Origin of the sequence: Streptomyces sp. NPDC056231, assembly GCF_048270745.1 — a bacterium.
Lineage (GTDB): Bacteria > Actinomycetota > Actinomycetes > Streptomycetales > Streptomycetaceae > Streptomyces.
This window is the reverse complement of sequence record NZ_JBLVKW010000126.1, coordinates 1-13,861: the sequence shown is the minus strand read 5'-3', so window position 1 is coordinate 13,861 and position 13,861 is coordinate 1. Positions and strand designations below refer to the sequence as shown.

The window sequence follows — 13,861 nt, the reverse complement described above, 5'->3', positions numbered from 1 at the left end:
AACCGCCAGCACAACGTGCGCATGCTCGCGCACCTCGTCGACCTGGGCGACGGCGCGATCTCCGTGAACGTGGCGAAGAAGGTCCTCCTCGACGACGCCGGCGGTGTCGTGGCCCGCGCTCAGGGAGCCTGGGAGAGCGCAGGCCTCCCGGGCGCAGGCACGGTGACGGTGGCCCAACTAGAGAAAGCGCGCGCAGAGCTGCAGGGCTGAGCCGCACCTGCAGCGCGGCCGACGGACCGGTGTCGCAGCCCGGCGAACCTTCGGAGCTCTGATGGAACGGAGGTTCGAAAGGAAGCGCCATGACCACACCTGCACCAGCCCAGCGCAAGGCCTCGGCTTTCCTGGACTGCCCGCCCGCGCACGTCGGCCGGTGCGCGCGCTGGCCTGTTAACTGCACCACTGACTCCGATCCCGGAGCGGGCTGATCGATGACCTGAAGGAAGCTCCTGTTGTTAGACCTGCGCCACCAGCTGATCGAAGGCCGGGCTGATGTGCCCCGTGTCGGTTCGGTCATCGCGCTGGACACCATCCCCTGGTACGCCGTCGTGGACGCTGACGGCGCCGTCGTTGCGCACGCTGTTCCGTACCTTCGAGGCCTGATTCTGGACGGCAACCGTCCGGCGACCGCGACCGTCCCTCGGACGCAGGATCTCGGATGCAGCCAGCTAGCATCCGGGCATGAGCCGAGACCAACCACCGAGACCGGTCGCCGTCGGCGACGTCGTCGCCGTGTACGCCGAAGCGCTCGGTGCCTGGACCGCCTCGCAGGTCACTGGCATCGACGCCGCGGCAAAGTCCGCCGCGGTCCTCGAGCTGGACTGGTCCGGGCCCGAGCCTGCGACCACGGCCGACCTGGGCGACGTGCAGCCGCTCCGGCTCACGCACCACAGCTGGGGCGGCAAACTCTCCCACTGCAACCACGGGTGGCTCCTTCCGAAGAGCTTCACTGTGATCGGCTCCCTGCCTCCACTGGTGACCAGACCCTCGTACGCCTATGGCCCGGTATGGGGGCGGGGCGAGCAGCTCGCCCGGCAGCGACACTGGGACAGCGGCGACCGCAAGGACTGGACTGCCCCGTACGCGCTGACGTGCACAGCCAACGAGCTGGCCGCCGAACACCCCGGTGGCGTCGTACGGGCAAGCGTCAAACACCTCACAGTCCGCGGGATCACCCGGCTCGACTGCGCCCTCCTCGTCGCCGACTTCCCGAACCTGACCCGCTTGTCACTGTCGGGGAACCTGGGCACCCTCACGTCGGCAGCAGCCCTGAACCAGCTGCCGCGGCTGCAGGGGCTCACGATCACAGAACTCTTCGGGATGGAACCATCAGACTGTTTGCTGCCGCCCCATGTCCCGGAGCTGGAGGAGGTGTCGCTGTACGGCATTCCGGCGGACTACGCGGCCGCGATGCGCAAGACCTGGCGTCCCCACGTGCGACACGGAGTGCAGCTCGACGTCCGCGGAGCCCGCAAGCCGGAATGGGTCGCGGCCAACACTGCCAACCCGCTCCGCGACTGGGACGGCCGCGAGCACATACCCCGCACTGCGTATGGCAAGACCATTGCCCAGTACAAGGCCACCCGGGACGCCTTCCTCGCCGAAATCACCAGCGGTCAGCAGCATGGCAACATCACGGAGATCGGGCGCGCCTTCGCAGCTGCCCTCAACGCACTGGACAGCCGCTCGGTCTTTATCGAGACCGTGGAACGCGAGGAGCTGTTCGACGCTCTGGACTTCCTGGTGGACGAAGCGCAGACAGCTGCCGGGCGCGACCTGTCCGCTGCTCGCGCGACGCTGATCGAAGGCGTGAACTCCACCCGAGACTGGTGACCGCCGCCCGATGCCGTTCAGATCGGCTCGCCTTGACTAGTACTCCAGCAGGATTTTGATGTCTGACCTGCGGGTTTCGCTGGGTCGGCTGGAGTGTAGCGGGCTGCGGAGGAGTCAGGGGCGGTCTTGGGCGGGCCGCCCGTCGTCGGCACGGTCGTGGCCCTGGGCGCGGAGGGCGACGCCGCGCCGCTCCTGTTCCACCGCGGACGCTTCGGCCGCCTCAGTCCCTGACGGGCTCCTCGCGGGGCTGGTCGTCGGGCTCCAGAATGTACAGGTCCCAGGCGTCGGGGTCGCCGACGAGCACGTACAGCTTCGGGTGCTCGGGGGTCCCGAACACCTCCCAGGGGCCCAGGCTCCCATCGCAGGCGTCGACGGAGACCCCCACATTCTGAGACCACGACCCGTCGCCCGGGTGGTAAACCCAGGTGCCGGCACCGGTGCAGGGCTGCCCCGCGTCGTGACGGTCGTCGTCGAAGCTGAAGGTCTCGACCCCGTCGGCCGTGACCTCGCCGTCCGCCGTGAAGGTGATCCTGCCGCCGTTGCCGTCGGACCACGTCCCGGCGAGCCGTTCCGCGGTCAGCCGCGGAGGCTCGTACCCGATCCCGGCGTACAGGGCGACACCGGCGAGCACGCCGGTGACGACGACGCCGAGCGTCCCGTACAGCGCCACCCAGCCGAACATCGCGATGCCGGACACCCGCGGGCGGTCCGGCAGCACCAGCCTGCGGACGACCAGCGCCGGGACGCCGAGCGCCGCAGCGCCCATGAACCACCCAATGAGGCCCGACGAGACGTTCCCCGGGAACCCGGCGGGCACCATCGACGCCGAGACGAGCCCCGGCAGGGTGCCGCCGGCGGCCGCCAGGAGCGGGATCCACCACCAGACGTCACGCCCCGAGACCGTGCGGCCGAGCCATCCGGCGACGGCCACGAGCGGCATCACCACGGCGACCGACAGCAGGACGGCGCCGACCGCCCCGGCCGCCACTCCGATCAATCCCATGACGAACAGGAAGAAGATGTTGAACAGGTTGTAGCCGAGGGCCGGGACCTCCTGGGTCTCCATCCACACGTAGAACACGATCGACCCGATCACGGCCTCGAAGAACAGCACCGAGACCGACGCCGTGAACGCCGAGCCGAACCGGTCTCTCATCCGCACCCGCGTCTGCGCCCGGGCCGGAACCTGTGCCTGCCACGGGGCCCCTGCCTGCACCTGATCCCGCATTTCTGAACGCATTCGAATCCCCTCCGCCGCGCATCGTCCTCCATGCGGGGCGGAGCCGCACCACTGGGGTCGCCTAGTACTCCAGCAGGAGCAGGATTTTGACGTCTGACCTGCGGGTTTCGCTGGGCGGCTGGAGTGTAGTGGGCTGCGGAGGAGTCAGGGGCGGTCTTGGGCGGGCCGCCCCTCGATCGTGCGACAGCGCCGCAAGTAGTGGCAGCGGCGGGGCAGCTTCCTCAGGTGACCAGCGCGCGTGTTGTCGAGCAGTGGAACCTGGACCTGGACGACCTCTTCGTGACCATCGGCCATCGGTTCAGCCGGGTGGAGCTACGCCGTCGCATGCACGACTACGTGCGCGGCCTGCTCGCCCCGGTGGCCCGGAAGAACAGTTGGCAACTGGCCGAGCAGGCAGGCCATGCAATCCCCGACGGCCTGCAGCACCTGCGAGGCCGGCGTCTCCCACGCCTTCCTCTACAACCACCCCGACCTGCGCGAACGCGTCGAACGCCTGCGGGCCCAGACCCGGCCAATCCCCGCGCCGACCGCCCCCGCGGACACGGAGAGCACCCTCGTCCTCGCACTGACCACCCAGATCACCGGGCTAGCAGCACCGAAAAGAAGTACAGGCCCTGCGGGACGCGCTGGAGCAGGCCCATGGCGAGAACCTCGACCTCCGCCGCGAACTCGCCCGCCGCGGCGGAGCCACAGCGACGCCTCAGTGACGGCCGACCCGATCAGCCATCCATGCCGCGTGCTGACGGATGCGGGAGAGATCGTCGGGAAAGCAGCTCTCCCAGCCCTCGTCCAGGCGCATCCATGCCACCGGCTGTCCGGCCTCCGCGACCAACGAGGTTGCTGCATCAAGGATCGCGGCATACGACAACCCGAGAGTGATCGGAAGGTCCGGGTGATAGGAGCGAACCGCAACGGCTGCCGGCTCAGGCAGGAGTTCCGCCCGAAGGCCCGTCTCTTCGAAGAGCTCCCGGATCGCGCCCTCGCGCGGCGTCTCTCCGGCCTCGACCTTCCCGCCGGGCGGAACCCACCCCCGCCAACGGTGCTTCACCAACACCACCCGGGCGAGATCCTCATCGAACACCCAGACCTCGGCTCCAAGAGGCTCCATCGGCCCCTGCCGGGCATCGGCCAGCCACTGGCGGGCCCCGCCAAACTCGACCACTGCCTGCCGGGCATCGATGACCGCCGCCTCAACGGCCCGCTCGTCAACCACATTCCGAACCATCGGGCCAACATACGGTGACCCACCTACATCGACGCCACGTCACACCGATCTCATGAACGTCTCTACCAGCAGCAACAAGCCGAATCTCAAAGCGAACCGTTGATAACGGACGGGCCGACGACACAGAGGTTCTCCCGGCGGCCGACCCACTCCAGGGTCCGTAGCGCCGACTGGGTGGGGACTGGGATGGAGGAGGCGTCCTTGTTCCAGATGCGGAACGTCTTGCCGGTGGGGAACGCCGCGCGTTGGCGGCGGGTGCGCAGGTTGGAGGCATCGCGCCCGGCGGCTTCCTCCGCGAGCAGGGCCCGGACGACTTCGGCGGGGTCCCATCGCTGGGCTTTGGCGACTGGGATGATCTCAGCCAGGGCCCGGCGGATATGCGGGAGTTTCAGCTTGCGGGTCAGCGTGATCGCCTCGTCGAACGCGGCGCCGGAAGTCGCTGCGACGGCTGCAGCGGGAGCCTGCATCCGCGGTCTGGGCGTGGTCAGGCTGCTGGGTGCTTCAGTCATGACAGGCGGCACTTTCTGTGTGGGTGGGAAGATCCGGCTAGGGTGCCGGGATGGTGTTGGAGAAGGTGGATGCCGCGGCGCTGGCCGAGCGGGAACGGATTGCGACCAGGGCCAGGAGCGAGCTGGCCGCTGCGGGGCTGCCGGTCGTAGTTCCTGGACTGGACCAGATCGTCTCCTCGGGGGTGGAGGTGAGCGTCTGCGCGTTCGACGACTGCTCTGGCGTGAAGGTGACCTGGTGGTGCAGCCCGAGGCTGTGGTTGAGCGCCAAGCAGGCCGTCAATTTCGAGCGGCCCGACATGCCCCTGGTTCAGCACCATCGGACGGTGGTCGAGGCGATGACGCCGGCGATCAGGATGATCCTGGTCTCGGCGGGGTTCGAGGTCTTCGACGGGAAGAGCGACCACACGGGGCGTTCTGTCGACTTGCTGTCAGCTCCGGAGGCCGGGGTCCCGCCAGTGTGGTGGCTTCGCGACGACGAGTTCGACGGAACTGCTCCCGCTGAGGCCCGCCCGTCACGGGGATCCGAATCTTGACCAGGCAGAAGTGCCTGGTTGCAGGCTGTGCTGTTCGCCGGGCCGGGTCGGCTCGGCGTCGTCGTGCTCGACCTGGTGGGCCAGAATCGCCATCAGGTCGCCGTCGGCGAACCGCTCGACGGTCGCCGCGGTGCCCAACGCCCGGTCGACCGCGTCGATGCCGTGCAGTTTCGCCAGCGCGACCGCGTCAGTCATCTTCGCCGAGACCCGACGCGCTCCTGTCTCGCCTGCTTCCTGCAGCCAAAGTGCCGCGCCGGGCCCAAGCGCCAGGAACTCCGCCTCAGCCGGGGTCGTCGGTGTGGGGACCCGCTCGCCGCGGGCAGCCTTGGGGTAGTGGGCGTCGTCGATCCGCGGGTTGCCCGCGGTGGAGCGGGTGTGTCGGGCGGCCTCGACCGGCAGGCCTTCGATCATCGCGGTGACGATCAGGTCATCGCCGTGGAAGCGAACCCAGACACTCTGCTCGATCAGGGTGTGGGGCACCGAGTAGCGGACCGCGTCGACCTGGATCGTCGCGTCCTTGCCGACCAGCCGACTCTGTCCGAAGGCCGCGGTGAATGCGTGCTCGGGCACTGGATGCAGACGCTGGCGTTCCTCGGCGAGCATCTCGGCGGGGACTCGCCGGGTTTCCCGGTGGACCCGCCCGTTGGCCTCGGCCATGAAGGCATCGCAGGCCACCAGCAACGCCTGGAAGTCGCGGTATTCCTCGCGCAGGTTCACCGCCGTGGGCACCAGGTCCCGCTTCGCGATCCGGACCGTCGCCTCCGAGCCGCCCTTGGACTCGGGGTCAGCAGGCAGGCATGCGCGCACCACCGTGCCGTATTCTCTGAACCTTCTCTTGTCGGGGTGTCCCAGGCTTCAGACGCCTCAGATTCGCTTTTGGATCAGACGGCATCGCGGGCCCAGGTGATCGGAGAGCCCGAGGAGGAAGGCGTCGCCGAGCGGCGGCCAGTTGTTGAAGTGCACCGCGACGCTGGCGACGTGGATGGCCCACTGGCCGGTCCAGTCGCCCAGTAGGGCGGAAGTAGCGCAGTTTTCGCAGGTCACAAACGGTTCCGTCTGGGCAAGCCAGTGCTGGACGAGCGTGATGTGTGCGTCTTCGTCGAGCTGCGTGGTGCAGTTCGGGCAAGTCGGCGGGGTGTAGTTGCCGCCAGGGTCGTGGACTTGGCGTTGGTCGAGGATGTCGATGCCGTCGCCGACGGGGCCGTTGCTGTCGTGGGTGTCGCGGACAGCTGCTGTGGCGGCGGGACCGGGGATGTACCGACTTGGCCGCCAGAGCGGATCAGGTCGGTCATTGGGTTGAATGATCCGCTGGTCGAGAAGCCAGTTGGTGGCGGCCGCCGCCCGCGCGGGAGCTTCCCCGACCGAGGCGGTCAGCTCCGCGATGATGATCGCACTGTCGCTCATGGCTGCGAGCGTAGCGTTGGGATTCCAAGATCGGTCGTCCCGCCGGACTGCGATCGCCGAGTCATTTGTGCGAGTTTGTCGTCAGCGCCAGCGAGGCTGACCCGGAGTCCCTCGACCTCGCCGAGCCAGCCCTCGCGCTCGGTCTCCGCGATGCGGGCGTGCAGGTTGTCGCGGATCTCCACCAGACGGTCGCGTTGGGCGGGGTCGGGCCAGAGCATCGGGCAGCGGACGCCCCGCTGACTGAACGAACCCTGGAAATCCTGCAGTTCAGAGGGAAAGTGGTGTCCACGGTCGCTACGGTCACCGGTCGTGACGAACGATGTGCCCGAGCGGGATCTGGCCGCCTTGGTGGTTCCTCGGTGGGGTCGGCTGGTGGAGACCGGCGACCGGTACGAGCCCTACCGGCTCGTCGACGCCGGCGGTGCGACCGTGGCGCCGGTCGCGGTGTTCTTCCAGGAACTGCTCGCGGCCGGGAAGGCGGCGGACCCGATGGATGGCTGGGCACTGGAGCGGACAGGCCGCTACCGGCCCACGGTTCCGCGCCGGATTCCGCGCTCGATCCCGGACGAGTGGTTCAACACGCTGTTCGCAGCGCTGCCGTCGAACCGGGACCGGATCGCGTTTTGGATCTCCAGCGGGCCCCTGGGGATAGGCGAACAGCCTGGTTTGACGGACCTCCCCGCGGGCGCCGACCAAGTTCGGGGTCGGGATAACAGCAAGAAGCACCAGGCTTCCCCACCGGGGCCGTGGGGCCCCGTGCCGGGAGGCCGGAGGGGCGCGATGACCGTACCGGACCGGGACGTTGCGATTCGGTTCGACACGGACCGAGACGGAAGCAGCAGCCGAACGGGGGAGGGACCCTCTGTAGCTTCTTGCTGTTATCCAGAATGCGGGGTACTGGGTCCGTACGCTGTTGCGCATGCCGACCCACGCGCGCCCTGCCGACGCCTTCACCGCCATCAACGGCTTCCTCGGCGAGCTCGAAGAGCGCGGGTACGGGTACGAGACCCGGCGCCTGCGCGGCCACCTCCTGGGCGAGTACCTGGAGCACGCGCTGGGCGAGGCGAAGACGGCCGCCCTGACCACCGACGAGCTCATGGACCTCGTCCACGCCGATGCATGGCTCGCGGCCGCGGCCGCCGGCGAAACCCGCCGCCGCAACACCCTCCTCGGCCCCGACGCCGCCGCCGCCAACAACTCCCAGCGCGCCCGCATACAGACCTGGAACGCCTTCGCCGAACACCTCGGCCTCCCCCTGCGCCTGGAACTGCCCCCAGCCGGACACGGCGACTGGCTCGAACCCGAAGAAGCCCACAAACTCCTGCGCACCCTCGCGGTCAAGCGCCCCGCCGGCGCCAACGCCGCCACCTCCCTGCGCACCGCCGCAGTGGCCGCACTCGTCGCCGCCACCGGCCGCTCCGTACCCGAACTCCACGGCCTGAACGTCACCGACGTCGACCTCGAGCACCGCCCCTTCCCCCAGATCAAGCTGAACAACGGACCCCACCCGCTCGACAAGGAAACCGCCGACATCCTGCGCCGCTGGCTCGACATCCGCGCCGGCATCACCAAGCAACTCGAAGGCACCGACCCCGGCTACCTGTGGATCCCCACCAAACCCGGCCGCCCCCGCCACGGCGAAGAACCCCCCAAACCCGGACTGACCCGGGCCGCCGTACGCACCCTGCACGCCGCACACCGCACCCTCGTCACGCAGGTCTTCGGCGCCCCGCTGCGCCCCGGCGCGCTCCTACTGTCCCGGCCATGACGGAGCTGTTCACCTACACCGACCTGCAGCGCATCGCCGCGGCCGCCGAGCGCGACGGACAGGAACCCGTGGAGTGGCTGAAGCGCATCGTGCGCGAACGGCTGGACGCCGAAGAACTCGAAGACGCGCTCGCCGGGGCACACTTCACCGTCGCCACCCGCACAGCCGCCGAACTGTGACGGCATGAGAAGACCCGGATGCCGACGGGGGGACGGCATCCGGGCCTGACCAAACCCTACAGCGAGGAGCGGTTACGCCGAATCGAGCCGGGCCTGAAGCGACGCAGCCGCAGTGTCGAGCGCGGCGTGCAGCTCTGGGAGAAGGGTCAAAGCCGCGCTGATGTGCTCAGCCGGTGCCTTCTCATCCGCTTGCACGGCCGCGAACGCCTCCAGCGGCGTCATCGGGACAAGGCGCCTGCTCCAGGCCAGGTTCGCGCGGCTGCCGGCGTACCGGGCCCAGTACTCCCGAAGCGCGTGCCGGAAATTCTACGACGAGGCAGTTAGCGGAACCCGCCAAATCCTGATGACGCCGCGTCTCGCATACTCAGTCGATCGGGTTCAGCGACAGAGCGCCATCATCGAATCGTCGAAGTCGGGGAACTCCCGTGTGGCCTGCTCGATCACGGCGGCTGCCGGCGCACGGTGATCTGGTGCGAATCGTTCGGCGATGGCCGTCAGCTCACGATTGGGGTGTGCGACCCAGTCGGGCTCGGGGTCGTACGACGTGGCTGCTTCCCATGGACCAAAGCCGTCGGCCAGCAGCCAGAGGAAGGCGCCGAGGTTGCGGGCGACGACGCCGGTCTCTCCTTCGGAGCCGAGGAAGATGACAGGCTGCTCGACCAATGCCTGGCCTGGACGGATCATCCAGAAGGCGACGGAGCCGCCGGTGCCATCCTGACCGAACACGCGGAAGTCGTCGCCAATCAGCTCGCGGTTGCCGGTCCACGATCGCAACCAGTCGGTTGTCTCATCGGCGGTCAGGAAGGCCTCGAAGGGCTCGAAGTCGACACCGTCCTCGCCGATGTAGTCAAGCCGGACCGCCAAGGCAGCGGCAAGCGGGGCAGGGAACTGGCGGCCCTCGTTCGGCGTCACGCGAACAGATTAGCGACCTGTCAGGTTCGGGTGGCACGGCTCGAAGGTGTTGTCACCGGACAAGTTGGGTCCTTTGACTTGTTTGCAATGACGTGTCGCTCGATGGGGTGACGACTTCCTCGTCCAGGTCATGGGGCCCTGCTGGGTGTTCCACCCTCGCAGGGCAGGGACGAGAGCGGCGGGGAGGTAGTCGTGAGCGAGCCTGCGGAGGTGGTACGCACCTCGGAGTACGCATCGGATGTCGAGGTGAGATTCGTCGACGGTCGGCGGCGCCGTCCGGTTCGGTCCTCTGGCCCGCTACTGGGGCGAGCCCTTCGAACTTGCCTCGCCAGTCCGAAAGTTCACCGCATTCAAGGGGCAGAGCCGCGCTTAGCGGAGCGCCCCCACGGACCCGCGCCACATCGCGGCAGCAGCTGGCAGCGCAGCGTTCTCCGGCGGCACGGTGTTCTTCCTCCGCGCGGTGTTCTCCGGCGGCACGGTGCTCTTCGTCGGCGCGCTGTTCTCCAGCGGCGAGGTGTACTTCGGCAGCGAGGTCCTCTTCGAGTATGCGACGGGTCCGGCTCCTACTGGGCTTCTCACCGCCGTCGGGACTCCTGCTCCTGCGACGGTCGTCCTCCCCTCCGCTTGGGTGACCCCAGTTCCATAGCGCTGAGGGGGCTTAATCGGTCGGTCTCGGACATCCCTACATCAGACGCGGCCAGGGGGCGCGTAGGTGATGCCGACATCTCCGGCGGACGTGGCGGCGAGGGCCACGACCTTCCAGATCGCGACGGGAACGCCAGCCCGGGGGCCGTCGCAGGCTTCGTTGAGAAGATCCACGGTCAATCCCACGGACTTGCCGTCCGGCCCCTTGGCCGAGAACTTGACCTCCTGCGCTACCCAGGGGTTCGCGCGGACTGAGGCGAACTGCACCAGGGCGTGGTACGCCTCGAAGTCTTTGCCGTTTCGGGTGAGGGTGAGAGTGCCCGGCCGAAGGTCGATGCCGATGTGGGCCTGGGTGTCCTCCTGCGTGATGACGGGTTCGCCGGTGGCGCTCAGGTCCATGCTGCTCTCCAAGGGGAGGGGGTTCATCTGCTGAGCATCGCAGTTGACTGCCCATCGGGAGAGGGCGTCCATTGAACCCCAGGGGGCGGAAACGGTCCTCAGCGCAGGATGTGGCCCAGTGGTCGGGTCAGCAGAGGACGTGCCGCCCGTAGGGGGCAAGGGACTCGGAGAGCGGTCGATTGCAGACTTCGCAGACGATCTCCCCGTTCGCCGGTCGTGGCACCGGCTGCACGTGCGGCAGGGGGCCGGGGCGCCAAGGGCGCCTGGGAGGGGGGAGAGCGGCCAGGTAGACCTTCTCGCCCGGCTCCAGGACGATGACGCGGGACGGCCCCGCGCCGACCGGCCCGTGGTGGTGCCGGTGAACGGTGCGGGGCCCCTGACGGGATGCGTCAGTTCAGCCGGGCGGGTGCCGGGGTGCCGTAGAAGGTGATCGTCGGCCAGCCCTTGCGGGCGACGAGTTCGTTGAGCGCGTCGGCGATCTCTTGCGGGGAGATGACGGAGTCGGCGGGGGGCCTCTCCTCGATCATCACGCTGAACTTGATCCGCATTTCGGGGTTGGTGTCAGCGCCCGTGTCGATGCCGACCCTGCCTTCGAAGAGGGTCCCCGCAGGGAAGTTGGCCGAGGCTGTCTGCGTCTGGGCCTGCACCGCCTGGGGCTCGGCGGCCTGGGCTGGCTGCGCCGCCGCGCCGCCCAGGACCGCACCCGCGGCAGTCGTCCCGGAGTATCCGAGCAGGGTTCGTCTGGACATGCTGGACATGGTTCCCCTCCCATTCACCGGCCCTGCAGGCGCCTCCCGGGGCCGTCGCAAGATCGTACACATGATCGACAACTGTGCGTGGTCGAATGACGTCGTTTGGTGAAGGCCCAGGCTCCTATCTCTGAGAGGGCATTCTGAACCGGTATGCCCGATTCTGGCGTTGGCTCGGAGATGAGGCGCTGTCCAGGCGATCGCTTGGTCCTTCAGCGGCTTCTACAGTGTCCCGTGGTGAAGGGTCGGGTGAGGATCGGTAGATCAGAAGGGTCGACTCAAGGACGTGGTGCAGATCGAGCGGTTGGTGGACCTGAAGCCCGCCTACCAGCGTCAGGCTGCCGTCCTGGCCCTGTGGCGGTGGCGTGCGCCAGTACTCGCGTTCGAGCTCGATGCAGAGTGGGGCGTCGACCAGGCTGCGCTGGAGTCGCTGTTCCGACTGGCAGCATCACCTGCTGGTGAACAGTCGGATCGCGCATACCGGCAAGCAATCGCCGCGCTGTGCACCGCCCCGCTCTTCACGTCTGAAGTGGACCCGGACACGGTCCAGCTCTTCCAACTGGAGACCATCAGCAGCCTGCTGGCTTTCGGAGAGTTGCTGGACAAGCCTGGCGTGGACGAAGCAGAGCGAGTGGTCGAATCCTCGGCCGGCCTGGCGAACTACCTCGACGACCTCGTCGAGGGCTCGTTCCACTCCCACCCCTCGGAGGAAGCCCACCGCCAGTACCTCGCCGACCTGGCCGACCGGGCGAGCGAGGGCTATTTCGGGTCACGAAATTTCGCTGTCGAGTCCGCCTGCCACGGTGTTCTCCGGGCTCTCCCCGATTCCGCAGGGCTGCTGGACTCGTCCACCGGTCGCGAGTTGCTCGCGCTTTGCGAGGACTTCAGCGAAGAGCTCGTCACAACGATGCGGTGGCTCCGCACGACGGGTCACTAGCGATCGCGTCGTGAGCCGGATGACGAATGCGGCGGCCGTGATGGACGGGTGGTTCGGAGCGGAGGGCAGCTACGGGCGGCGCTGGGCGAACAGGCCCGGTTCGGTCTCGGTAAGGACGCCCACGCTGACCAGACGCTTGAGCTTGTGCCGGGTGCTCTCGATGGTCTTCGGCGTGAGCGGGACGTCCAGGACCTGGCACAGGTCGCGGGCGCGCTTCGGCCCAGGAGTCTCGGCGAAGGCGTTGAGGATCTGCTGGTAGGCCGGGTGGTTTGGCAGGACGGGCGGCTCCTCGGTCGGCTCCGGGGCCGCCGGCGGGAGGGCGAGGAGGGTCTTACGGGTCACCGGCAGGTTCCCGATTTCCTCGTCGAGTTCACGCAGACGCGCGGTGAGCTCGTCCATCTGCGCGCGGATCTGCTCCGCATCGCCGACGAGTTCGCGTTCGCGTGCGTCAATCCGCTCCAAGAGTGGCGTGACCTGAGCGTCCACGGGGTCACCCGCGCCAGGTGGGCGTCGTCTGGCCGGTGAGCCGGCGCGCTATTACGTCGATCATGGCCCAGCGCACCCGGGACTCGGAGGATGCCGACCTGCTCTCGTAGTCCCGCACGAGCCGCCGGAACAGCATGAGGATGCCGAGCGTCTGCTCCACGATCCACCGCTTGGCCTGCGGGACGAAGCCGGTGCCCTTGTCCGTGGGGTTGCGTTCGACGATCTCGACGTCGATGCCGACCGTGGTGCCGTGCTCGACGACGGTCTTCTTGAAGCCCTGGTCCACCAGGGCCTTCTTGATGGTGCCGATGGGGGCGACCTGGCCGAGCAGGGCAATGCCGAACGCGTTGTCGTGGGCGCTGGCGGCCAGCACGGTGACGGCGATGACCAGGCCGAGGACGTCGACCGCCAAGCCGCGCTTGCGGCCCGGAACCTTCTTGGCCGCGTCCTTCCCGGTCGTGGTCGCGGGCACGTTCACCGCCGCGTGGACGCTCTGCGTGTCGATCACGACCAGGCTCGGGTCCTCCGACCGTCCGGCCTTCTCCCGGACCTGCCAGCGCAGCAGATCGTTGATCTTCACGTCCGTGCCATCGTCGCGCCAGGCCGCGAAGTAGTAGTAGACGGCCGACTTCGGCGGCAGGTCGTGCGGGAGGTAGTCCCACTGGCAGCCGGTCCTGCCCTGGTACAGGATCGCGTTGACGATCTCCCGCATCTCGTATCGGCCCTGATGCCCCGTCGGGGACGGGTGGTCGGCCTTCCACGCCGAGATCACCGGCTCGATCAGCGCCCACCGCTCATCGGACAGGTCGCTCTTGTAGGGCTTGCGGTCACTCACCCGAACAGCCCAGCAGGACCAAGCCGCGAGACCAGCCCGAACCGCCCAAACCCACACGATCAGGCGACCGCAAGGCGGTCATAGCGGCTCAAAATGCCCTCTGAGAAGCGATTCTCAAACCGGAAGGCAGGGGGCTTGCTCGAACTGTCGTCCAAGCGGGACTCGTTCGGGCGATCAAGGCTCGGCCGTGCATAGCAGCAGGGCCTCTTG

15 protein-coding genes and 3 pseudogenes are annotated in these 13,861 nt (G+C 68.3%); 6 read left to right on the top strand and 12 right to left on the bottom strand.

Going from position 1 to position 13,861, the window contains the following annotated elements:
* Positions 1–210, top strand: a pseudogene (locus ACNPQM_RS41420) (hypothetical protein); the annotation flags it as partial.
* A 468-nt stretch (positions 211–678) separates the two neighbouring features.
* Entirely contained in the window at positions 679–1,830 is a 1,152-nt protein-coding gene (locus ACNPQM_RS41415; RefSeq protein WP_418088033.1) for a hypothetical protein, read from the top strand.
* A gap of 220 nt (positions 1,831–2,050) precedes the next feature.
* On the opposite strand, the gene ACNPQM_RS41410 is transcribed toward ACNPQM_RS41415, so the two are convergent.
* From ACNPQM_RS41410 to ACNPQM_RS41400, 3 genes and pseudogenes are all read right to left on the bottom strand, one after another.
* Positions 2,051–2,986: a hypothetical protein gene (locus ACNPQM_RS41410; protein WP_418088032.1), complete on the bottom strand. Its 936-nt coding sequence runs from the start codon at positions 2,984–2,986 to the stop codon at positions 2,051–2,053.
* A 784-nt stretch (positions 2,987–3,770) separates the two neighbouring features.
* A complete protein-coding gene (locus ACNPQM_RS41405) occupies positions 3,771–4,283 on the bottom strand; it encodes an NUDIX domain-containing protein (protein ID WP_418088031.1) in 513 nt (170 codons plus the stop codon).
* Between the two features lie 119 nt (positions 4,284–4,402).
* Positions 4,403–4,762 (bottom strand): annotated as a pseudogene (locus ACNPQM_RS41400) (ATP-binding protein); the annotation flags it as partial.
* A gap of 92 nt (positions 4,763–4,854) precedes the next feature.
* On the opposite strand from ACNPQM_RS41400, the gene ACNPQM_RS41395 reads away from it, so the two are divergent.
* On the top strand, positions 4,855–5,337 hold the full coding sequence (locus tag ACNPQM_RS41395; RefSeq protein WP_418088030.1) for a hypothetical protein: 483 nt from the start codon (positions 4,855–4,857) through the stop codon (positions 5,335–5,337).
* Here the strand turns inward: ACNPQM_RS41395 and ACNPQM_RS41390 are convergent.
* Positions 5,317–6,162: pseudogene (locus ACNPQM_RS41390) on the bottom strand (Mu transposase domain-containing protein); the annotation flags it as partial. The gene ACNPQM_RS41395 and the pseudogene ACNPQM_RS41390 overlap by 21 nt on opposite strands.
* Before the next feature lie 39 nt (positions 6,163–6,201).
* Complete coding sequence (locus ACNPQM_RS41385) at positions 6,202–6,741, bottom strand: hypothetical protein (protein ID WP_418088029.1); 540 nt, start codon at positions 6,739–6,741, stop codon at positions 6,202–6,204.
* 919 nt (positions 6,742–7,660) lie between these two features.
* Between ACNPQM_RS41385 and ACNPQM_RS41380 the strand changes: the two genes are divergently transcribed.
* Together ACNPQM_RS41380 and ACNPQM_RS41375 are read left to right on the top strand one after the other, a co-directional pair.
* Complete coding sequence (locus tag ACNPQM_RS41380; protein ID WP_418088028.1) at positions 7,661–8,509, top strand: hypothetical protein; 849 nt, start codon at positions 7,661–7,663, stop codon at positions 8,507–8,509.
* Complete coding sequence (locus ACNPQM_RS41375) at positions 8,506–8,688, top strand: hypothetical protein (protein ID WP_418088027.1); 183 nt, start codon at positions 8,506–8,508, stop codon at positions 8,686–8,688. Before ACNPQM_RS41380 ends, ACNPQM_RS41375 begins: the two co-directional genes overlap by 4 nt.
* 72 nt (positions 8,689–8,760) lie before the next feature.
* On the opposite strand, the gene ACNPQM_RS41370 is transcribed toward ACNPQM_RS41375, so the two are convergent.
* From ACNPQM_RS41370 to ACNPQM_RS41350, 5 genes are all read right to left on the bottom strand, one after another.
* Positions 8,761–8,910 (bottom strand): hypothetical protein, encoded by a 150-nt coding sequence (locus ACNPQM_RS41370; protein ID WP_418088026.1) that lies wholly within the window; start codon positions 8,908–8,910, stop codon positions 8,761–8,763.
* A 156-nt stretch (positions 8,911–9,066) separates the two neighbouring features.
* Entirely contained in the window at positions 9,067–9,600 is a 534-nt protein-coding gene (locus ACNPQM_RS41365; protein ID WP_418088025.1) for an SMI1/KNR4 family protein, read from the bottom strand.
* A 369-nt stretch (positions 9,601–9,969) separates the two neighbouring features.
* The gene (locus ACNPQM_RS41360; RefSeq protein WP_418088024.1) at positions 9,970–10,179 is read right to left on the bottom strand and encodes a hypothetical protein; all 210 of its coding nucleotides are present in this window, start codon (positions 10,177–10,179) and stop codon (positions 9,970–9,972) included.
* 108 nt (positions 10,180–10,287) lie between these two features.
* Positions 10,288–10,671: a hypothetical protein gene (locus tag ACNPQM_RS41355; RefSeq protein WP_418088023.1), complete on the bottom strand. Its 384-nt coding sequence runs from the start codon at positions 10,669–10,671 to the stop codon at positions 10,288–10,290.
* 362 nt (positions 10,672–11,033) lie between these two features.
* Positions 11,034–11,393 (bottom strand): hypothetical protein, encoded by a 360-nt coding sequence (locus ACNPQM_RS41350; RefSeq protein WP_418088022.1) that lies wholly within the window; start codon positions 11,391–11,393, stop codon positions 11,034–11,036.
* A gap of 286 nt (positions 11,394–11,679) precedes the next feature.
* Between ACNPQM_RS41350 and ACNPQM_RS41345 the strand changes: the two genes are divergently transcribed.
* Positions 11,680–12,330, top strand: coding sequence for a hypothetical protein (locus ACNPQM_RS41345; RefSeq protein WP_418088021.1), 651 nt, complete (start codon positions 11,680–11,682; stop codon positions 12,328–12,330).
* Positions 12,331–12,399: 69 nt separating this feature from the next.
* On the opposite strand, the gene ACNPQM_RS41340 is transcribed toward ACNPQM_RS41345, so the two are convergent.
* Both ACNPQM_RS41340 and ACNPQM_RS41335 read right to left on the bottom strand, forming a co-directional pair.
* Positions 12,400–12,816 (bottom strand): hypothetical protein, encoded by a 417-nt coding sequence (locus tag ACNPQM_RS41340; protein ID WP_418088020.1) that lies wholly within the window; start codon positions 12,814–12,816, stop codon positions 12,400–12,402.
* A 4-nt stretch (positions 12,817–12,820) separates the two neighbouring features.
* Positions 12,821–13,651, bottom strand: coding sequence for an IS5 family transposase (locus tag ACNPQM_RS41335; RefSeq protein ID WP_418088019.1), 831 nt, complete (start codon positions 13,649–13,651; stop codon positions 12,821–12,823).
* Between the last annotated feature and the right edge of the window lie 210 nt (positions 13,652–13,861).

Excerpts from the sequence above, each read along its gene's own strand:
- ACNPQM_RS41415 (WP_418088033.1), top strand. The coding sequence starts at position 679 with ATGAGCCGAGACCAACCACCGAGACCGGTCGCCGTCGGCGACGTCGTC.
- ACNPQM_RS41410 (WP_418088032.1), bottom strand. The coding sequence starts at position 2,986 with ATGAGAGACCGGTTCGGCTCGGCGTTCACGGCGTCGGTCTCGGTGCTG.
- ACNPQM_RS41395 (WP_418088030.1), top strand. The coding sequence starts at position 4,855 with ATGGTGTTGGAGAAGGTGGATGCCGCGGCGCTGGCCGAGCGGGAACGG.
- ACNPQM_RS41385 (WP_418088029.1), bottom strand. The coding sequence starts at position 6,741 with ATGAGCGACAGTGCGATCATCATCGCGGAGCTGACCGCCTCGGTCGGG.
- ACNPQM_RS41380 (WP_418088028.1), top strand. The coding sequence starts at position 7,661 with ATGCCGACCCACGCGCGCCCTGCCGACGCCTTCACCGCCATCAACGGC.
- ACNPQM_RS41375 (WP_418088027.1), top strand. The coding sequence starts at position 8,506 with ATGACGGAGCTGTTCACCTACACCGACCTGCAGCGCATCGCCGCGGCC.
- ACNPQM_RS41370 (WP_418088026.1), bottom strand. The coding sequence starts at position 8,910 with ATGACGCCGCTGGAGGCGTTCGCGGCCGTGCAAGCGGATGAGAAGGCA.
- ACNPQM_RS41355 (WP_418088023.1), bottom strand. The coding sequence starts at position 10,671 with ATGAACCCCCTCCCCTTGGAGAGCAGCATGGACCTGAGCGCCACCGGC.
- ACNPQM_RS41350 (WP_418088022.1), bottom strand. The coding sequence starts at position 11,393 with ATGTCCAGACGAACCCTGCTCGGATACTCCGGGACGACTGCCGCGGGT.